Source organism: Hydrogenophaga sp. (genome assembly GCF_051860785.1).
Taxonomy (GTDB): domain Bacteria; phylum Pseudomonadota; class Gammaproteobacteria; order Burkholderiales; family Burkholderiaceae_C; genus Hydrogenophaga.
In genome coordinates this window covers 89259-107532 of record NZ_JBIMLB010000003.1, presented here as the reverse complement: position 1 = coordinate 107532, position 18274 = coordinate 89259, and the positions used below count along the sequence as shown (strand labels likewise).

Below are 18274 nucleotides of genomic sequence, written 5' to 3'. Positions count from 1 at the left end.
ACCCCGAGCGCCGCATGAGGAGACCTGCATGTTCCAAGGCCTCACCGCCCAACGTCTGGTAGCGCTGTTCTTCGCTGCTGCAGCGCTGTTCAATTTCCCCTTGCTCGCGCTGTGGGACCACGATGCCCGGGTGGGGGGGCTGCCGCTGTTCCCGCTGGCCCTGTTCGTGATCTGGGGCGTGTTGATCGCGGCGCTGGCCTGGGTGGTCGAGCGGGATCCGGACGCTGGCAAGTCCGACTGAGACGGCTTCATGCTCTCTGCCTCGCTGGTCATTGGCGTCTCGTTTGCCTACCTGCTGCTGCTGTTCGCCGTGGCGCATTGGGCCGATGTGCGGGCGACGCAGGGTCGCTCGGTCATCGCCAGTCCCTGGGTCTATGCCTTGTCGCTGGCGGTGTATTGCACCGCCTGGACCTACTTCGGCAGCGTGGGTCGCGCTGCCACGTCCGGTGTGTGGTTCCTGCCCACCTACCTTGGCCCCATGCTGGCGATGCTGCTTGCCTGGATGGTCGTGCGCAAGATGATTCGCATCGCCAAGACCTGGCGCATCACGTCCATTGCCGACTTCATCGCCAGCCGCTATGGCAAGAGCCAGTTGCTCGCCGGGTTGGTGACGCTGATCACGGTGGTGGGCATCGTTCCCTACATTGCACTGCAGCTCAAGGCGATTGCCAGCGGCTACGCGGTGCTCACTTCGCCCCTGGGGCAGGTAGCCAGCCAGAGTGTTTCGTGGTGGAACGACAGCACGCTCTACGTGGCGATCGCACTCGCCGGTTTCACCATCGTCTTTGGTGCCCGGCATCTGGACAGCACCGAGCGGCACGAGGGCATGGTTGCGGCCATCGCATTCGAGTCGATGGTCAAGCTGGTGGCATTCCTCGCGGTTGGCCTGTTCGTGACCTTTGGTCTGTTCGGCAGCCCGGCTTCACTGTTCGGTCAGGCACAAGCCATTGATGAGCTGAGCCGCCTGCTCCAGTTCGGTCAGGGCCAGCCTTTCGCCTATGCCCAGTGGCTGGGCCACACCTTGCTGGCCATGCTCTCGGTGATCTTCCTGCCACGCCAGTTCCAGATGATGGTGGTGGAAAACGTGGACGAGCGGCATCTGCGGCGTGCGGTGTGGGCCTTCCCGCTGTACCTGTTGCTCATCAACCTGTTCGTGCTGCCGATCGCCGTGGGCGGGCTGCTGCACTTCGGCCTCGGTCAGATGGACCCCGAGACCTTCGTGCTTTCGCTGCCCCTCTCGCAAGGCCACCACGCGCTGGCGCTTTTCGCGTTCGTGGGCGGACTATCTGCAGCCACCGGCATGGTCATTGTGGAAGCGATCGCAGTCTCCACCATGGTCTGCAATGACCTGGTCATGCCCTTGTTGCTGCGCATGCGCCGTTTCGGCGCGCGAGCCAGCGGCGACCTGACCGCGCTGCTGCTTGCGATCCGGCGGCTCGCCATCCTGGGCATCCTGCTGCTGGGTTACCTGTATTTCCATCTGGCGGGCGAAGCCTATGCGCTGGTGAGCATCGGACTCATCAGCTTCGCTGCGGTGGCGCAGTTTGCGCCGGCCATGCTGGGCGGCATGTACTGGAAGGGCGGCACGCGGGGTGGCGCCCTCACCGGTCTGCTGCTGGGCTTCGGGTTCTGGGCCTACACGCTCATGCTGCCCTCACTGGCCAAGTCGGGTTGGTTCCCGGCTGACTTTCCCCAGCATGGCCTCCTGGGCGTGGTCTGGCTCAAGCCGGAGGCTTTTCTGGGGCTGACCGGGCTTGACAACATCACGCACTCGCTCTTCTGGAGCCTGCTGGCCAACCTGGTGGGCTACGTGGGCGTGTCGTTGTGGCGCCCGCCCAGCGCGCGTGAGACCAGCCAGGCCTTGCTGTTCGTGGACGTGTTTCACCGCGCCTCGGGATCGCGCCCGGTGTTCTGGCAGGGCAAGGCCCAGGTATCGGCCCTGCTGCCGCTGGCCGGACGGTTTCTCGGGGTGGAGGCCGCCGAGCGCCTGTTCGCCGGCTACGCCCGACGCGTGGGTGTGGCCTGGATCGACCAGATCCCCGCGGATGCTCGGCTGGTGCATTTCGTGGAAACGCAACTGGCCGGCGCGATTGGCAGTGCCTCGGCGCGCGTGATGGTGGCGTCGGTGGTGGAGGAAGAGGCGCTGGATCTGGACGATGTGATGCGCATCCTGGACGAAGCCTCGCAATTGCGCGCCTATTCTCACGCGCTGGAAGACAAGTCACGCTCGCTGGAGCGCGCCACCACCGAACTGCGTCAGGCCAATGAGCAGTTGAAAAGCCTGGATCGCCTCAAGGACGATTTCATGTCCTCGGTGACGCACGAACTGCGAACGCCTTTGACGTCGATCAGAGCGCTAGCCGAGCTGATGCGCGACGATGAACGGATGGAGACCGCACAACGCCAGCAGTTCGTGGGCATCATCGTGGGTGAGACCGAGCGGTTGAGCCGCCTCGTCAACCAGGTGCTGGACATGGCCAAGATCGAATCCGGCCATGCGGAATGGCACACCACCACCGTGGATTTGCGCGAACTGGTGGAGCAGGCTGCGCGCACCATGTCGGAGACATGCCGCGAACAAGGCATTGCGCTCGTACTGGAGTTGCCGGATCGCGTTCGTCCGCTTCAGGCCGACGCTGATCGCCTGACCCAGGTGGTTCTCAACCTGCTCTCCAACGCGGCGAAGTATGCGCCCAGGGGCACCGGGCGTGTGGTGTTGAGCCTGAAGGACGACGAGGGTGGCGTAGAGGTGGAAGTGAGTGACAATGGCCCTGGCATCGCGACGGAGCAGCAGGCGATGGTCTTCGAGAAGTTCCGGCAGGTGAGCGGTGACGCTCACTACCGGCCTGGCGGTACTGGCCTGGGACTGCCCATCAGCCGCCAGATCGTGACGCACTTCGGCGGGCGCATGTGGTTGCATTCAGCGCCAGGCGAAGGAGCGGTGTTCGGATTTTCGCTGCCGCGCCGGTTGCAGACAGGAGCACAAGTGCCTTGAGAGACATCATGAGCACCAAGATACTGATCGCAGACGATGAGCCCAACATCCTGATCTCGCTGGAGTTCCTCATGAAGCGCGAGGGCTACGAGGTGGTGCTGGCGCGCGACGGTCAGGAAGCCATCGACGCCATCGCCCGGGAGCGACCGGACCTGGTGCTGCTGGATGTGATGATGCCGGTGAAGACCGGGTTCGACGTGTGCCACGAAGTGCGCAACAGCGAGACACTGCGCGACACGCTGATCGTGATGCTGACCGCGAAGGGTCGCGACACCGACGTGGCCAAGGGCCTGGCCCTGGGCGCCAATGCCTATATGACCAAGCCTTTCTCCACTCGCGAACTGGTGCAGAAGGTCAAGGAGATGCTGGAGCCTGTTTCATGAAGCCCGGGGGGATGGACCGGCGCCTGCCGCTGGGCGTCGCGGCCCTCGCCGTGGGGGTGGCGCTGTGGCTGGCCATCACGCTTTTCATGGTCTGGTCGTCCCTGAGTCCGGTGCTGCGCCTTCAGCTTGCACCCTTGCTTGGGCGTGTCCTGGAGGCGGGCGGTGTGGTGCTGGCCCTGATGGGGGTGGTGTGGCTGTTCGTCAGCGCATGGGCGGTGCAAGCCCTGCTGCGCGGATTCGTCGAACCTGCTGCCCGGTTGGCAGAAGAGGGTAGGTTGCTGGTGAACACGGAGGTGGAGCGCGTGTTGACCCTGGAAGGCCATACCGAGAATCAGGCGCTTGCGCAGGTGATTGAGCAACTGGTGGCCCAGCGCACGCGCCTGCGCAAGGAGATGGACGCGCGTGTGGCCGAGGTCAGCCAGGGCATCGAGCGGGAACGCAGCCGGCTGGCCGCGCTCATGTCCGAGCTCACGCAGAGCGTCGTGGTGTGCAATCTGGATGGCCGTATCCTGCTCTACAACCACCGTGCCCGCGTACAGTTCAAGGCGCTGTCGCTGGCCCCCGAGGTGGCGGGTGGCGCCGAACTCATCGGTCTGGGCCGCTCCATCTACACGGTGTTCGACCGCAAGCTGGTGGCGCACGCGCTGGAAAGCATCCAGCAGCGCATGCTGCGCGGTGCGGGTGAACCCTCCGCGCAGTTCGTCACCTCCACGGCGGCCGGCCAGTTGTTGCGCGTGCAGATGGCGCCCGTGCGCTCTGTGCAGGCCGACAGCCTGCCGCAGACCGAAGATTTCGTTGCCGATCGGGCCGAGCTCACTGGCTTCGTGCTGATGCTGGACAACATCACGCGCGAGTTCGAAACCGAGTCCGCACGCGACCAGGTGTTGCACACGCTCACCGAAGGCACCCGATCGGCGCTGGCAAACATGCAGGTGGCGCTGGATGTGCTGGACTATCCCGACCTGGAGGCATCGGCGCGCGAGCGCTTCCAGCGCGTGATCCGTGAAGAGACGCGCTCGCTTGCCCAGCGCATCGCCTCGCTCGAGGCGGATGCCGCGCGCGCACTCAAGACGCGCTGGCCACTGGAAGACATGCTGGGCGCCGATCTGGTTGGCGCGGCCATGCGCCGCATCGAGACCGTGACGGGCCTGCCGGCGTCGGCGCTGGACGTGGACGCCACGCTGTGGCTCAAGGTAGAGAGTTTTTCGCTGTTGCAGGCACTGGTGTACCTTTCGGCACGTCTGGCTGAAGAGTTCCATGTGAGCTTTGTCCAGTTGCGTCTTTCTCCTGCGGCTGACAGTCCGGGCTGGGCGCAGCTCGATCTGATCTGGGCGGGCCAGATGATGAGCACCGAGACGGTGATGAGCTGGGAGATGGACGCCATGCGGGTGGGAGGCGAAACCATGCGCCTGACCGTGCGCGATGTGGTCGAACGCCATGCCGGGGCGTTCTGGTTCGAGCGGGAGCGCGTTCGCCACCAGGCCTTCTTCCGCCTTCTTCTGCCCATGGCCGATCCACGCGAGCAGATGGCGGCCGCCACCCTCGTGCGCGGCGACAGCCGGCCTGAGTACTACGATTTCGACCTCTTCAGGGTCACCGAGCAGACCCGCTCGCTGGACGAACGGCGGTTGAGCGATCTGGTGTACACCGTGTTCGACACCGAGACCACTGGCCTGGACCCGGCACAGGGCGACGAGATCATCCAGATTGGCGCTGCGCGCATCGTCAACGGCAAGTTGCTGCACCAGGAATGCTTCGAGCAACTGATTGATCCCAGGCGTGCCATCTCGGCGGCATCCATCCCGATCCACGGCATCACCCGAGACATGCTGGAGGGGCAGCCTGTCATCGAAGACGTGCTGCCCGCCTTCCACGCCTTCGCGCAGGACACTGTGCTGGTCGGACACAACGCGGCGTTCGACATGCGGTTCCTGCAGCTCAAGGAAAAGGCCTCCGGCGTGGTGTTCGGTCAGCCGGTGCTCGACACGCTGCTGCTTTCGGCCGTGGTCCATCCGAATCAGGAATCGCACCGGCTTGAGGCCATTGCCGCACGTTTCAACGTGCCTGTCATCGGTCGCCATACCGCCATGGGCGACGCCATGGTCACGGCGGAAATCTTCCTCAAGCTCGTGCCGCTGCTGGCCGAGCTCGGCATCGTCACCCTGGGCCAGGCCCGCGAGGCCGCGCAGAAGAGCTACTACGCGCGGCTCAAATACTGAGCTTCAGAACCGGCCGACCTCGAACTGCTGGCCCAGCAGCGTTTGCAAGGTCTGCACCACGCTGAACGCATCCTTGAGCTGGGTGCGTTCGAAGTTCGATATCTCCTGTGGGTCGAGGAAGTTGTCGGGCGGCAAGCCTTGCGCGATCTGGCGAGCCTGGTGGCGAATGCGAAGCGAGGCCAGGAACTCCAGCGCTTCACGCAGGTCGCGCGCGCTCTGTTCACCCACGGGCCCACCCTCGCTCGCCACAAGCAGGCGTTCGTGTGTATTGACCGCCGCATGGCCCTGGGCCAGGGCGTGCACCCGTGCCAGATCCACGATGGGGGCGATACCGTTGAGCTTGAGGTCGATGGTGCCTTTGTGTTCGCCGCTGCGCAGGGGCGCAAGGCGCCTGAACAGGCCCAACGCTGGCTGACGGCTCAGCGCGTTGCTCACCATGTGGGCCAGGAAAATGGTGTTGCCCCGGGTGCGCTCGAGCACGTTGGCCCGCAGTCCGTCGAGCAGGGCGGTATTGCCATGAACGGCGCGCATGTCGAAAAACACGCATGTGAGCATCAGCGCGGTCGGATCGGGCTCGCTGGTCCAGTGCGCAAACAGCTCGATCCAGTCACGGACCGGTATTCGCCAGGTGTCGTTGCAGGCCATCATCTCGCCCGGACAATGCACATAGCCGCAATCATTCAGCCCGTCGCATACAAATCGCGCCAGCGCTTTGAAGTAGCTGCCGTGTCGTGTTGCGTCGTAAGCGTCGTCCAGCACCATGCAGTTGTCCTGGTCGGTGCGTGCAGTCTGCTCCTGGCGTCCCTGCGAACCCGCAGCGATCCATACAAAATCCACGGGCGCCGGTCCGAGTTGTGCCTCGGCAAGGTGCAGCAGGCGGATGGTGATGGCGTCGGTGATGGCGGTGACGATCTGGCCGGTGCTCAGAGCCGAGGCGTCGGCTTCGACCAGGCTTTGCTGCAGGCGGGGAACCCGGGCGCTGGCTTGCTGAAGGCTCTTCACGGAGTGCTGGCGGTGGATCTCGCCCACGAGGTACACGGCCGAAGCGCTGTGCTGTTCTGTCAGATCGGTGGCTGTGATCATGCCGACGATCCGCTGCTCGTCGAGCACGGGCACGTGGTGGATGTTGTGCCGCGCCATCAGCAGCAGGGCCTCGAAAGCGGGGCTGTGAAGGCCGACGGAGAAGGGCGCAAGGGTAGCGATGTCCAGAATCGGGCGCTGTGTGTCCATGCCGGCTGCCACTGCGCGGTCGCGCAGGTCGCGGTCGGTCACCAGACCGAACAGCAGCCCCTGCTCGACGATCAGGATCGAAGACACGTTTTGTTCACACATGGCTTGCGCGGCTTCGCGAATGCTGGCTTGTGGTGGCAGGCACACAGGCTCCCGGCGGATGAGTGTGTGCACCGGCGTGGCCATGAGCCCCAGCACGGGCTCGGAGGAGGTGGTGGTCATCGGGGATGGAGAGGAGCGTGAACTTCCGGAAAGAGTACTTTGGTCATCGTGGCTGGGCTTGTCCCTGAGTTTTGCGGGTTTTCCCTCACAGGGTTTGACCTGCCTCCAGCAGCGACCCTGACGATTTGTAAGAACTCGGTAAGTTCCAAATTCAGAATGGCGCGAACCCTTAAAGCTACCTTATGTTGTTGCTCATTTCCGCCATCAAGCTCATCGCCGAAATCGCCCTGCTGGCTCTGGCGGGTCAGTGGCTGCTGGGGCTTCTGGCAGGGCAGAAGCGCGACAAGAACATCTTCTATCAGATCCTCCAGCAAGTGGGTCGGCCATTTGTGCAGGTGGCCCGGAAGATGACGCCGCGCAAGGTGGTGCTTGAACGCCACCTGCCTCTGGTGGCGTTTCTGCTTCTGGCCTTCCTCTGGGTGGGGGTCACTCTGCTCAAGGTCAATCACTGCCTGAAAATCGGAGTGCAGCTGTGCCAATGACCACGTCGCTGAATCGCTGGTATGCCCGCTGGCTGGTCCGGGCACTGCTTCTGCTGGGACGCCGGCAGCAGGCGCTGGAGCAGATCGACGCGCAACTTGCCAGCGACAAAGGGAATCTTCATGCCCTGGCGACGCGGGCCCATGTGCTCGCGGAGATGGGCGACAAGCCCGCTGCGCTGCAGACGCTGCATCGCCTTGTCGAGGTTGCCCCCGGCCAGGCCGCGGGCTGGTTCAACCTCGGCTACCTCAGCGAGGAAATGGGCGAGCTGGAGCAGGCGGAAGCAGCCTTTCGCCGCGCCACTGAAATCGAACCCAAGCTGGACCGTGCCTGGTACGGCCTGGCCCTCGCCCTCATTCGCCAGCGCCGCTTCGACGAAGCCGTGCCCGCCCTGCGCAAGAACACAGAACTGCAACCCATGAGCCCCTACGGCTGGTACCAGCTGGCCCGGGTTCATGTCGACCGGCAAGAGCCCGAAGAGGCGGTGAAGATCATTCACCACCTGCGCAGGTTCGAGCCCAAAGTGGCGGCACAGCTGGTGCGCGAGACGGGTCTGGGTCAAACCCAGACCTGAGGTTTCGCGCAGCCGTTGTGCTGCTGGAAAAAGGGGTGCGTGGCGCCAGCCATCCACCGAAAAACGCGGACCGGTTGCAGGCTGCCCGGGGGACAGGGCGGTGTTCGTGACGTGCCCGAGAGGGTCTTGTTGATGGAGGTCGATCGCATGGAACTGAGTGACAAGCACCGCCGGTATTGGCGGAAAAACCTGAATATCACAGCCATATTGCTCGCAATCTGGTTCGTGGTGACGTTCGTCGTGAGCTATTTCGCCCGTGAGCTGAGCTTCAACTTTTTTGGTTGGCCGTTCAGTTTCTGGATGGGAGCCCAGGGCGCCTTGGTGGTGTACTGCGTGATCATTGGGTACTACGCCTGGTACATGAACAAACTCGACATCGAACACGGTGTTGAAGAGACCGAGGAGTAACACCATGGCAGGTATGTTCGAAACAGGTGCCGGTGGTGCAGCCGGCAACAAGGCCTTCAAGCAACAGCTGAACAAGGTGTACACCTGGTACACCGGCGGCTTCTTCATCTTCGTGGTGGCGCTGGCCATCCTCGAGCAGCTGGGCCTCTCTCGCGAGTGGATCGGCTTCATCTTCCTCCTGGCCACCATCGGTCTCTACGCAGGTATCGGCATCATGAGCCGCACCACCGACGCGGCCGAGTACTACGTGGCGGGTCGACGCGTTCCTGCGGTCTACAACGGCATGGCAACGGGTGCGGACTGGATGTCGGCCGCGTCGTTCATCGGCATGGCCGGTACGCTCTACCTCACGGGCTACAGCGGCCTGGCCTTCATCATGGGCTGGACCGGTGGCTACTGCCTGGTGGCGCTTTTCCTGGCGCCTTACCTGCGCAAGTTCGGCCAGTTCACCATCCCCGACTTTCTGGGCGAGCGTTACGGCGGCAACCTGCCCCGTTTTCTGGGCATCTGCGCGGCCATCCTCTGCTCGTTCACCTACGTGGTGGCACAGATCTATGGCGTGGGTCTCATCACGTCGCGCCTGACCGGCGTGGCCTTCGAACTCGGGATCTTCCTGGGCCTCGGCGGTATTCTGGTGTGCTCGTTCCTGGGTGGCATGCGCGCCGTGACATGGACGCAGGTGGCGCAGTACATCATCCTGATCGTGGCTTACATGATTCCGGTGGTGTGGCTGTCGGTGAAGCAGACCAGCGTGCCGGTACCCCAGGTCATTTATGGAGCCCAGCTTGAAAAGGTCACGGCGAAAGAGAAGTTGCTGACCAACGACCCCAAGGAGCTGGAAGTCCGCGAGATCTTCAAGCAACGCTCCGCCGCCCTGGCCGAAAAGCTGAAGGATCCCGCTGCCGCCCTCGTCGCAGACAAGACCGCAGCCGAAGGCAGGTTGGCTCAGCTTCGGGCTGCCAATGCGCCCACCGCAGAGATCTCTGCGGCCGAGAAGGCCGTGGCCGATCTGCCCAAGGACGCCGCAGCTGCTACCGCCGCCTGGACTCGAGCCAAAGCGGCGGCAGACACCAAGGCCCGTCCGCTCAACGGCATGCCACCGCACGCGCAGCAATACTCGGGGGACCCGAAGGGCGATGCCAAGGCGGTGGAAGCCTACGACACCTCGCGCCGCAACTTCCTGGCCCTGATCTTCTGTCTGATGATCGGTACCGCCGCGCTGCCTCACATCCTGATGCGCTACTACACGGTGCCCAGCGTGAAGGAGGCCCGCCAATCGGTGACGTGGTCGTTGTTCTTCATCTTCCTGCTCTACTTCACCGCGCCGGCACTGGCGGTGCTGGTGAAATACGAGGTGTTCCACGTGCTGGTGGGCACTCCGTTCGACCAGTTGCCCGCCTGGGTTGCATCGTGGAACAAGGTGGATCCGAGCCTGTTGGCCATCTCAGACATCAACAAGGACGGCATCCTGCAGCTCAACGAGATGACCATTGGTGGCGACATCATCGTGCTGGCGACCCCGGAAATCGGTGGCTTGCCCTACGTGATCTCCGGCCTGGTGGCTGCCGGTGGCCTGGCTGCTGCTTTGTCCACCGCCGATGGTCTGCTGCTGACCATCGCCAACGCGCTGTCGCATGACCTGTACTACAAGATGATCGACCCGAACGCCTCCACGGCGCGCCGCGTGACGATCTCCAAGGTCCTGCTGCTGGTGGTGGCGCTTGCAGCTGCCTATGTGGCGGCCCAGAAACCGGCGGACATTTTGTTCCTGGTCTCGGCGGCGTTCTCCTTTGCGGCAGCGGCATTCTTCCCGGCACTGGTGCTCGGCATCTTCTGGAAGCGCGCCAATGGCATCGCCGCCTCGTTGGGCATGGTCGCCGGCTTGGGTCTGACGTTCTACTACATGGTGACCACACAGCCCTGGCTGCGCGGGATCTTTGGCGTGACCTCGCCCATTGAACTGTGGTGGGGCATCCAGCCCATCTCGGCCGGCCTCTTTGGTGTGCCGCTGGGATTTGCCGTGATCATCCTGGTGAGCCTGGTGACCCCAGCGCCCAGCAAGAAGATTCAGGATCTGGTGGAGCACGTGCGCTACCCCAACTTGAAGTTGTCTTGACGCCTGGGGGCGTCAGCGCCCCCAGACTTTCCCGCCGGAACCCGGCCAGTTTTGCGACTGGCCGGGTTTTTTGTTAGAATCGTGGGCTTGCCTTGCTGCACCCCAACCGACGCGGGGGCAGCTTTCATTCACAAGGAGAGTCCATGCGTCACTATGAAATCGTCTTGCTGATCCATCCGGATCAAAGTGAACAGGTTCCGGCCATGCTGGAACGCTACAAGGGCATGATCACCGCTGGCGGCGGCAAGATCCACCGTGTTGAAGACTGGGGTCGTCGCCAGATGGCTTACCAGATCAACAAGCTGTCCAAGGCCCACTACCTGTGCGTCAACATCGAGGCCGATCAGGCCGTGATGGCCGAACTCGAGCACGCGTTCAAGTTCAACGACGCCGTGCTGCGCCACCTGACCGTGCTGCGCAAGAAGGCCGACACCGGTCCTTCGGCCATGATGCGTTCGGTCGAGCGTGAGGAAGCCCGCAAGCTTCAGCAGCCTTCCGGCCAGCAGCAGCACCAACCGCAGGAACAGGCCGCCGCTTGAGCCCGCGGCGCGGATTCGTCATCGGGTGAATCTTCTCCAGTTGTCCGCCGTGGTGGTGCAGGTGCAGAGCCTGCGATACACACCGGCAGGCATCCCGGCCGTCAACCTCGTGCTCGAACACGAGTCCCAGGTCGTCGAGATGGACACCCCGAGACAGGTGAAATTGCAACTGAGGGCCGTGGCCTTCGGAGCACAGGCCGAAATTCTCTCCCGACAGGGGCTTGATTCGGTTTGTGAGTTTCACGGTTTCATGACGAATGGGCGCAACGGCAAAGGCGTGGTGTTCCACATCCAGGATTTCAGCAAAACATAGGAAGGCCCATCATGGCTGCACCCAAACGTTTCAACAAAGACAAGCGCCCCAAGCGCAACACCCAGTCGCTGCTCTTCAAGCGCAAGCGCTTCTGCCGCTTCACCGTGGCCAACGTCGAGGAAGTCGACTACAAGGATATCGACGTCCTGCGCGACTTCATCGCCGAGAACGGCAAGATCATCCCCGCGCGCCTGACCGGCACCCGCGCCTTCTACCAGCGCCAGGTCAACACCGCCATCAAGCGGGCTCGCTTCCTGGGCATGCTGCCCTACAGCGACCAGCATCGCGTCTGAAAGAGAGCCTGACATGCAAATCATCCTGCTCGACAAAGTTGTCAATCTCGGCGCCTTGGGCGACGTGGTCAAGGTCAAGGACGGCTACGCCCGGAACTTCCTGATCCCCTCGGGCCGTGCCCGCCGTGCCACCCAGAACGCCATTGCCGAATTCGAAGCCCGTCGCGCGGAACTCGAAAAGGTCGCTGCTGCCAAGCACGCTGAAGCCCAGGCAGTGGGTGAAAAGCTGGCGGCCGTCACGCTCAAGCTGACACAAAAGGCTGGCGTGGACGGCCGTCTTTTCGGTTCCGTGACCAACCACGACGTGGCCGAAGAGCTGAACAAGCAAGGTTTCAAGGTCGCCAAGTCGCAAGTGCGCATGCCCAACGGTCCCCTGAAGAACGTGGGCGACTACACCGTCAGCGTCAACCTGCACACCGACGTCAACGTCGAAGTCAACGTCTCGGTGCTCGGCGAAACGGCCTGATCCCGACGCAGGTTTGCTTGCAAAAAGCCGCTGCCCTCGGGCAGCGGCTTTTTTTCTGCTGGCGCCGTGTTGTCCCGGGTTCCCCACCCGATTCCCACCGCATTTCCACAGGGTTGTCCACCCCCGATCGGTGCCCCCGGGCGTACCATCGTCCTTTGCCCAGAGACCCCCATGTCCGCCGTTTTTTCGAACCCTTTTCCCGACTTCGACGCCGGTGACGGCGATACCGGAGATCGCCAGATCGCCCAGTTGCGGGTACCCCCTCATTCCATAGAGGCCGAGTCCAGTGTGCTGGGTGGTTTGCTGCTCGACAACGGGGCGTGGGACCGCGTGGCCGACCTGGTCACGGATTCCGATTTCTACCGGTACGAACACCGACTGACTTATTCGGCCATTGCCACGCTGGTCAACGCCAGCAAGCCCGCCGATGTGGTCACGGTGTTCGAGCACCTGCAGAACCTGGGCAAGGCCGAGGAGGCCGGAGGCCTGGCCTATCTGAATTCGCTGGCGCAGTACGTGCCGAGCGCAGCCAACATCCGGCGTTACGCCGAAATCGTGAGGGAGCGCGCCATCTTGCGCAAACTGGTGGCAGCGAGCGACGAGATTGCCACCGCTGCCTTCAACACACAGGGCAAGGCGGTCGACAAGATCCTGGACGAGGCAGAGCAGAAGATCTTCAACATCGGGGAGGAAGGCTCCCGCATGAAGGAGGGTTTCCAGGGCATGGACACGCTCGTGGTCGACCTGCTCGACCGCGTGCAGGAAATGGCCGACAACCCCAACGACATCACCGGTGTGCCCACGGGTTTTATCGACCTGGACCGCATGACTTCCGGCCTGCAGGCGGGCGACCTGGTGGTGCTGGCCGCACGTCCGTCCATGGGCAAGACGGCATTCGCCATCAACATTGCCGAACACGTGGCGCTCAACGAGGGCCTGCCGGTGGCGGTGTTCTCCATGGAAATGGGCGCCTCGCAGCTCGCGGTGCGTATCGTGGGTTCGATCGGTCGCATCAATCAGTCCCATCTGCGCAACGGCAAGCTGACCGACGACGAGTGGCCGCGCCTGACCGAGGCCATCGAGAAGCTGCGCAACGTGTCGCTGCACATCGACGAGACGCCGGGACTGACCACCAGTGTGTTGCGCGCCAACGCGCGGCGGCTCTCGCGCCAGTGCGGCAAGCTCGGGTTGATCGTGGTCGACTACCTGCAGCTCATGAGCGGCAGCGGCGGGGATGGCGACAACCGTGCTTCGGAGCTGGGCGAGATCTCGCGCGGCTTGAAGATGCTGGCCAAGGAGCTGCAATGCCCGGTGATCGCACTCTCGCAGCTCAACCGCAGCGTGGAGACCCGTACCGACAAGCGCCCCATGATGAGCGACCTGCGCGAGTCCGGCGCCATCGAGCAGGATGCGGACATCATCATGTTCATCTACCGCGACGAGTACTACACCAAGGACGCCTGCAAGGAGCCCGGCGTGGCGGAGATCATCATCGGCAAGCAGCGAAACGGGCCGACCGGCACGGTGAAGCTGGCCTTCCTGAACATGCTCACCCGCTTCGAAAGCCTCGCCGGTGGCGGCATGGGTGGCGGCAGCGACTACTGATGCGCGGCGCCCATGAAAAAGCCCGGCCAGAGCCGGGCTTTTTCATGGGCAGGGGAGCCGCGGGCTCAGAGCACCTCGCTGGCGAAATCGGCCAGCCGCGAACGTTCGCCGCGCGCGAGCGTGATGTGCCCGCCGTGCGGCCATCCCTTGAACCGGTCGACCGCAAACGTCAAGCCCGAAGAACCTTCAGTGAGATACGGCGTGTCGATCTGCGCCAGGTTGCCCATGCAGATGATCTTGGTGCCCGGGCCCGCCCGGGTGATCAGCGTTTTCATCTGCTTGGGGGTCAGGTTCTGCGCCTCGTCGATGATGACGTACTTGTTCATGAAGGTGCGGCCGCGCATGAAGTTCATGCTCTTGACCTTGATGCGGCTGCGGATGAGTTCGTTGGTGGCCGCGCGGCCCCATTCACCTGCGTTGCCACCATCGCCCTTGGCGAGGAACTCCAGGTTGTCGTCCAGCGCGCCCATCCAGGGCCCCATCTTTTCTTCCTCGGTGCCAGGCAGGAAGCCGATGTCCTCGCCCACGCTCACGGTGGCGCGGGTCATGATGATCTCGGTGTAACGGCGGTCGTCCAGCACCTGCGTGAGCCCGCTGGCCAGGGCCATCAGCGTCTTGCCTGTGCCGGCGGTGCCGGCCAGCGTGACGAAGTCCACCTCGGGATCCATCAGCAGGTTGAGCGCGAAATTCTGTTCGCGGTTGCGGCTGGTCACACCCCACACGGCGTTCTTCAGGTGGGTGTAGTCCTTGAGCGTCTTGAGCACCGCGGTCTTGTCGCGGATCTCGGTCACGCGCGCATACAGCGAGGGCTCTCCTGGCGCTTCGAAATACACGAACTGGTTGATGTAGAACTGGCCCACCGACGGACCGCTCACGCGGTAGAAGGTGTGGCTGCCGCTTTGCCAGCTCTCGATGGTCTTGCTCTGGCGCGTCCAGAAGTCCTGCGGCAGCGCCAGGGCGCCGGCATAAAGCAGTTCGCCGTCGTCCAGCGTCTTGTCGTTCTGGTAGTCCTCGGCGGCCAGGCCGAGCGCCCGGGCCTTGACCCGCATGTTGATGTCCTTGGACACCAGGATCACTTCGCGCTCAGGATGGCGTCCGCGCAGCGCATGCACCACGCCCAGGATCTGGTTGTCCGCCTTGCCCTGGGGCAGGCTGGAGGGCAACTGGTTGTCCAGCGGCTCGGTCTGGAAGAAGAGCAGGCCGCGCGCCGACTGGTGGCCGGTGGCCGAGAGCTTGAGGCCCTTGGTCATGTCGCCACCTTGCTGGGCCACCAGGGCGTCCAGGGTGCGGCTGGTCTGACGACCATTGCGGGCGACCTCGGTCATGCCTTTCTTGTGGCCGTCGAGTTCCTCCAGCACGATCATGGGCAGGAAAATGTCGTGTTCCTCGAAGCGGAACAGGCTCATGGGGTCGTGCAGCAGCACGTTGGTGTCCAGCACGAACAGCCGGGCAGGGCCACTGCCGGCAGACTTGCCACCGTTGCGCCGGCGGTTGCTGGCCACTGGCGATACCCTGGAGGTTGCGTCGGGCAGCGGCGGTGAGGTTGGGCGCGATTCCGAAGGGGCGGTGCGGGGCGCTTCTGCACGCGCGGCGGGGACCGGTTCAGCCGTCTTTCGCCCACGTCCACGCGATGATGGCGAGCGTGCCTCTGGCGCATTCGCGGGGGCGACCTGGGCGGCAGGCGCTGATGCAGGGCGTTTCTGTTCCAGTACGGCTGCGGTGAAATCGAGCGACTCTTCGGCGGCTTTGAGTGAGTAGGCGTCGGGGGCGAGGAGGGCAGCGCGTTTGGTGGGGGCGGGCGGCAGTGGCATGAGGGCTTGGGTTCAGCGAAGGGCAGGAAAACAAAAAGCCGCCGGGGTGACCGGGCGGCTTTCGGAGCTGCGGAGTTTTCTGGCGAAAGGGGGCGGAGCGCAGAGGCTTCCCGTTGTCATGAATTCATTATGCATGAGTCCGATGACAGTCAACCCCCATGCATCAAGAGGTAACGACTGCCTGTCGGGAGCGTGCGTTTTCAGGCCGCTTTCTTCAGAGCCTTGACGGCTTTGAGAACTTCTTCCACGTGGCCAGGCACCTTGAGACCACGCCATTCCTGCTTGAGGACGCCATCCGGGCCGATCAGGAAGGTGCTGCGCTCGATGCCCTTGACCTTCTTGCCGTACATGATCTTGTTCTTGACCACGCCGAACATGTGGCACATCTTCTCTTCGGTGTCGGCAATGAGCTCGAAGGGCAATTCAAGCTTGGTCTTGAAATCGTCGTGCGACTTCATGTTGTCGCGCGAGACGCCGAACACCTGGGCACCGGCCTTGACGAAATCACGGTACTTGTCCCGGAATTGCATGGCTTCGGTGGTGCAGCCCGGCGTGTTGTCCTTGGGATAAAAGTACAACACGATGGTCTGACCAAGGTGGGTCTGGTTGCTGACCTTGATGCCACCGGTGGCCAGGGACTCGAATTCGGGAATGGGTTTGTTGACAACGACTGCCATACTGCGTGGACCCCTGACGTAAGTTGGTGGTGATGCGTTGGCTTCCCGGGCTGCTTCACGGCACACCCGGCATGCTGGATGCGAGGAAGGCTCGGCAGGAAACAATCTGCTATTTTACCCTGAACGGTATGGCCCGTCCGATATGAGGTCGCGCTCACCGCAAAGGCGAGGTCAGGCTTCGATGAGAAGGGCCGCCACCACGCGGCGACCTTCGCCCGCCAGGATGTTGAACGTGCGGCAGGCGGCGGCCGTGTCCATGGTTTCCACGCCGATGCGGCGGGCCATCAGGCCTTGCAGCAAAGCCGGGCGCACGAATCGCAATCGAGCGCCGCTGCCAAACACCACCAGTTCAGGCGTCTCACCGCCGAAGTCGCCCAGTTGCTCGAAATGCTCGGCCGTGAGGTCTTCAAACCGGGCGCAATGCCAGGCTTGCAAAGGCTGGGTGGCGCTGAGCACCAGACTGCTTTCCTGGCGCTGGCCGTTCACGGCGATCCAGCCCGGGCCATAGGCGGTGATGGACTGGCTGTCTGGCTGGTCGGCGTGAAGTTTCATGGGGCAGCAGCCGAACTGATGGGCCTGGGAACTGTGGTCAAATTGCAGGTTTTCCCTGACGGAGGGGCCGAATATACCCCCGTTGGAACCGCCCGCGACTGCGGTCGCCTCATGACTCCTGACCCCTTCGGAGGGACTTTGAAAACCATCCAGAAATCCGCCAAGCTCGCCAACGTCTGCTACGACATTCGTGGGCCCATCATGGACGCGGCGCGCCAGATGGAGGAGGAGGGCCACAAGATCATCAAGCTCAACATCGGCAACCTGGCGGTGTTCGGTTTCGATGCGCCCGAGGAAATTCAGCAGGACATGATCCGCAACCTGCCGAACTCGGCCGGTTACTCCGACAGCAAGGGCATCTTCGCGGCTCGCAAGGCGGTGATGCACGAGACGCAGAAGCAGGGCATCAAGGGCGTCACGCTGGACGACATCTACCTGGGCAATGGCGCTAGCGAACTGATCGTGATGGCCACCAACGCGCTGCTGGACGACGGCGACGAGCTCCTGCTGCCCGCGCCCGACTACCCGTTGTGGACAGCCGCCGTGAGTCTTTCGGGTGGCACGCCGGTGCACTACATGTGCAACGAGGCCGACGGCTGGATGCCCGACCTGGACGACATCCGCCGCAAGATCACCCCGGCCACCAAAGGCATCGTGGTCATCAATCCCAACAACCCGACCGGTGCGCTCTATTCCACCGAATTGCTCAATGCCATCGTCGAACTCGCGCGCCAGCACGGCCTGGTGATCTTTGCCGACGAGGTGTACGACAAGGTGCTGTACGACAGTGTGCAGCACACCGCCATCGCCAGCCTGTCGGACGACGTGCTGACGCTGACCTTCAACTCACTGTCAAAGAGCTACCGCTCATGTGGCTATCGCGCTGGCTGGCTGGTCGTGTCCGGCGACAAGAAGCCCGCCCGGGATTACATCGAGGGCCTGAACATGCTCTCGAACATGCGGCTGTGTGCCAACGTGCCCGGCCAGTGGGCGATCCAGACGGCGCTGGGCGGCTATCAGAGCATCAACGACCTGGTGTGCGAGGGCGGGCGTCTGCGCCGCCAGCGCGACCTGGCCTACGAACTCATCACCGCCATTCCAGGCGTGAGCTGCAACAAGCCATCGGCGGCGCTGTACATGTTCCCCAGACTCGACCCGAAGATGTACCCGGTCGAGGACGATCAGCAGCTTTTCCTGGAACTGCTGCAGGAAACCCGAGTGATGCTGGTGCAAGGCTCGGGCTTCAACTACCCCGACAACCAGCACTTCCGCATCGTTTTCCTGCCGCACGAGGATGACCTGCGCGAAGCCATTGGCCGCGTGGCCCGTTTCCTCGAAGGCTGGCGAAAACGCCACGCCGCCTGACATTTCCGTTCCGCAACCAACACCGA

At 63.4% G+C, this 18274-nt stretch carries 18 protein-coding genes; 14 read left to right on the top strand and 4 right to left on the bottom strand.

What is annotated here, in order from left to right; translation table 11 throughout:
- Positions 1 to 28 precede the first annotated feature (28 nt).
- From ACTIF6_RS05745 to ACTIF6_RS05730, 4 genes are read left to right on the top strand one after another with little or no spacing between them, the layout of a single operon-like run.
- The gene (locus ACTIF6_RS05745; protein WP_439587045.1) at positions 29 to 241 is read left to right on the top strand and encodes a hypothetical protein; all 213 of its coding nucleotides are present in this window, start codon (positions 29 to 31) and stop codon (positions 239 to 241) included.
- A gap of 9 nt (positions 242 to 250) precedes the next feature.
- Positions 251 to 2995, top strand: a complete 2745-nt coding sequence (locus ACTIF6_RS05740) for an ATP-binding protein (RefSeq protein ID WP_439587044.1) — start codon at positions 251 to 253, stop codon at positions 2993 to 2995.
- 8 nt (positions 2996 to 3003) lie between these two features.
- On the top strand, positions 3004 to 3378 hold the full coding sequence (locus ACTIF6_RS05735; RefSeq protein ID WP_439587043.1) for a response regulator transcription factor: 375 nt from the start codon (positions 3004 to 3006) through the stop codon (positions 3376 to 3378).
- Entirely contained in the window at positions 3375 to 5597 is a 2223-nt protein-coding gene (locus tag ACTIF6_RS05730; RefSeq protein WP_439587042.1) for an exonuclease domain-containing protein, read from the top strand. Before ACTIF6_RS05735 ends, ACTIF6_RS05730 begins: the two co-directional genes overlap by 4 nt.
- A 3-nt stretch (positions 5598 to 5600) precedes the next feature.
- Here the strand turns inward: ACTIF6_RS05730 and ACTIF6_RS05725 are convergent, their stop codons facing one another.
- Positions 5601 to 7049, bottom strand: a complete 1449-nt coding sequence (locus ACTIF6_RS05725; protein ID WP_439587041.1) for a putative nucleotidyltransferase substrate binding domain-containing protein — start codon at positions 7047 to 7049, stop codon at positions 5601 to 5603.
- A 182-nt stretch (positions 7050 to 7231) separates the two neighbouring features.
- Here ACTIF6_RS05725 and ACTIF6_RS05720 point away from each other — a divergent pair, with 182 nt between their 5' ends.
- The 9 genes from ACTIF6_RS05720 to dnaB all read left to right on the top strand — a co-directional run bounded on the left by ACTIF6_RS05720 (position 7232) and on the right by dnaB (position 13843).
- A complete protein-coding gene (locus ACTIF6_RS05720; protein WP_439587040.1) occupies positions 7232 to 7531 on the top strand; it encodes a hypothetical protein in 300 nt (99 codons plus the stop codon).
- Positions 7528 to 8103 (top strand): tetratricopeptide repeat protein, encoded by a 576-nt coding sequence (locus ACTIF6_RS05715; RefSeq protein ID WP_439587039.1) that lies wholly within the window; start codon positions 7528 to 7530, stop codon positions 8101 to 8103. Before ACTIF6_RS05720 ends, ACTIF6_RS05715 begins: the two co-directional genes overlap by 4 nt.
- Positions 8104 to 8250: 147 nt before the next feature.
- Positions 8251 to 8511, top strand: a complete 261-nt coding sequence (locus tag ACTIF6_RS05710; protein ID WP_439587248.1) for a DUF4212 domain-containing protein — start codon at positions 8251 to 8253, stop codon at positions 8509 to 8511.
- Between the two features lie 4 nt (positions 8512 to 8515).
- Complete coding sequence (locus tag ACTIF6_RS05705) at positions 8516 to 10627, top strand: sodium:solute symporter family protein (RefSeq protein WP_439587038.1); 2112 nt, start codon at positions 8516 to 8518, stop codon at positions 10625 to 10627.
- Between the two features lie 143 nt (positions 10628 to 10770).
- Positions 10771 to 11166, top strand: a complete 396-nt coding sequence (gene rpsF, locus ACTIF6_RS05700; RefSeq protein WP_439518630.1) for a 30S ribosomal protein S6 — start codon at positions 10771 to 10773, stop codon at positions 11164 to 11166.
- A gap of 40 nt (positions 11167 to 11206) precedes the next feature.
- Entirely contained in the window at positions 11207 to 11479 is a 273-nt protein-coding gene (priB, locus tag ACTIF6_RS05695) for a primosomal replication protein N (protein ID WP_439587037.1), read from the top strand.
- Positions 11480 to 11490: 11 nt separating this feature from the next.
- Entirely contained in the window at positions 11491 to 11772 is a 282-nt protein-coding gene (gene rpsR, locus ACTIF6_RS05690) for a 30S ribosomal protein S18 (RefSeq protein WP_066270073.1), read from the top strand.
- Between the two features lie 13 nt (positions 11773 to 11785).
- Entirely contained in the window at positions 11786 to 12238 is a 453-nt protein-coding gene (gene rplI / locus ACTIF6_RS05685; RefSeq protein ID WP_439587036.1) for a 50S ribosomal protein L9, read from the top strand.
- Positions 12239 to 12409: 171 nt separating this feature from the next.
- Complete coding sequence (gene dnaB, locus ACTIF6_RS05680) at positions 12410 to 13843, top strand: replicative DNA helicase (protein WP_439587035.1); 1434 nt, start codon at positions 12410 to 12412, stop codon at positions 13841 to 13843.
- Between the two features lie 65 nt (positions 13844 to 13908).
- On the opposite strand, the gene ACTIF6_RS05675 is transcribed toward dnaB, so the two are convergent.
- From ACTIF6_RS05675 to ACTIF6_RS05665, 3 genes are all read right to left on the bottom strand, one after another.
- Positions 13909 to 15654: a PhoH family protein gene (locus ACTIF6_RS05675; RefSeq protein WP_439587034.1), complete on the bottom strand. Its 1746-nt coding sequence runs from the start codon at positions 15652 to 15654 to the stop codon at positions 13909 to 13911.
- A gap of 200 nt (positions 15655 to 15854) precedes the next feature.
- Positions 15855 to 16331: a peroxiredoxin gene (locus ACTIF6_RS05670; protein WP_428289515.1), complete on the bottom strand. Its 477-nt coding sequence runs from the start codon at positions 16329 to 16331 to the stop codon at positions 15855 to 15857.
- Between the two features lie 171 nt (positions 16332 to 16502).
- A complete protein-coding gene (locus tag ACTIF6_RS05665; protein WP_439587033.1) occupies positions 16503 to 16883 on the bottom strand; it encodes an Mth938-like domain-containing protein in 381 nt (126 codons plus the stop codon).
- Between the two features lie 138 nt (positions 16884 to 17021).
- Between ACTIF6_RS05665 and ACTIF6_RS05660 the strand changes: the two genes are divergently transcribed.
- Positions 17022 to 18248: a pyridoxal phosphate-dependent aminotransferase gene (locus tag ACTIF6_RS05660; RefSeq protein ID WP_439587032.1), complete on the top strand. Its 1227-nt coding sequence runs from the start codon at positions 17022 to 17024 to the stop codon at positions 18246 to 18248.
- Positions 18249 to 18274 lie beyond the last annotated feature (26 nt).

Bases quoted from the DNA above. Each gene is read 5' to 3' on its own strand.
- ACTIF6_RS05675 (WP_439587034.1), bottom strand. From the start codon at position 15,654: ATGCCACTGCCGCCCGCCCCCACCAAACGCGCTGCCCTCCTCGCCCCC.
- rpsR (WP_066270073.1), top strand. From the start codon at position 11,491: ATGGCTGCACCCAAACGTTTCAACAAAGACAAGCGCCCCAAGCGCAAC.
- ACTIF6_RS05730 (WP_439587042.1), top strand. From the start codon at position 3,375: ATGAAGCCCGGGGGGATGGACCGGCGCCTGCCGCTGGGCGTCGCGGCC.
- ACTIF6_RS05740 (WP_439587044.1), top strand. From the start codon at position 251: ATGCTCTCTGCCTCGCTGGTCATTGGCGTCTCGTTTGCCTACCTGCTG.
- ACTIF6_RS05670 (WP_428289515.1), bottom strand. From the start codon at position 16,331: ATGGCAGTCGTTGTCAACAAACCCATTCCCGAATTCGAGTCCCTGGCC.
- ACTIF6_RS05745 (WP_439587045.1), top strand. From the start codon at position 29: ATGTTCCAAGGCCTCACCGCCCAACGTCTGGTAGCGCTGTTCTTCGCT.
- ACTIF6_RS05715 (WP_439587039.1), top strand. From the start codon at position 7,528: ATGACCACGTCGCTGAATCGCTGGTATGCCCGCTGGCTGGTCCGGGCA.
- ACTIF6_RS05710 (WP_439587248.1), top strand. From the start codon at position 8,251: ATGGAACTGAGTGACAAGCACCGCCGGTATTGGCGGAAAAACCTGAAT.
- dnaB (WP_439587035.1), top strand. From the start codon at position 12,410: ATGTCCGCCGTTTTTTCGAACCCTTTTCCCGACTTCGACGCCGGTGAC.
- rpsF (WP_439518630.1), top strand. From the start codon at position 10,771: ATGCGTCACTATGAAATCGTCTTGCTGATCCATCCGGATCAAAGTGAA.
- ACTIF6_RS05665 (WP_439587033.1), bottom strand. From the start codon at position 16,883: ATGAAACTTCACGCCGACCAGCCAGACAGCCAGTCCATCACCGCCTAT.
- ACTIF6_RS05720 (WP_439587040.1), top strand. From the start codon at position 7,232: ATGTTGTTGCTCATTTCCGCCATCAAGCTCATCGCCGAAATCGCCCTG.
- rplI (WP_439587036.1), top strand. From the start codon at position 11,786: ATGCAAATCATCCTGCTCGACAAAGTTGTCAATCTCGGCGCCTTGGGC.
- ACTIF6_RS05735 (WP_439587043.1), top strand. From the start codon at position 3,004: ATGAGCACCAAGATACTGATCGCAGACGATGAGCCCAACATCCTGATC.
- ACTIF6_RS05705 (WP_439587038.1), top strand. From the start codon at position 8,516: ATGGCAGGTATGTTCGAAACAGGTGCCGGTGGTGCAGCCGGCAACAAG.
- ACTIF6_RS05725 (WP_439587041.1), bottom strand. From the start codon at position 7,049: ATGACCACCACCTCCTCCGAGCCCGTGCTGGGGCTCATGGCCACGCCG.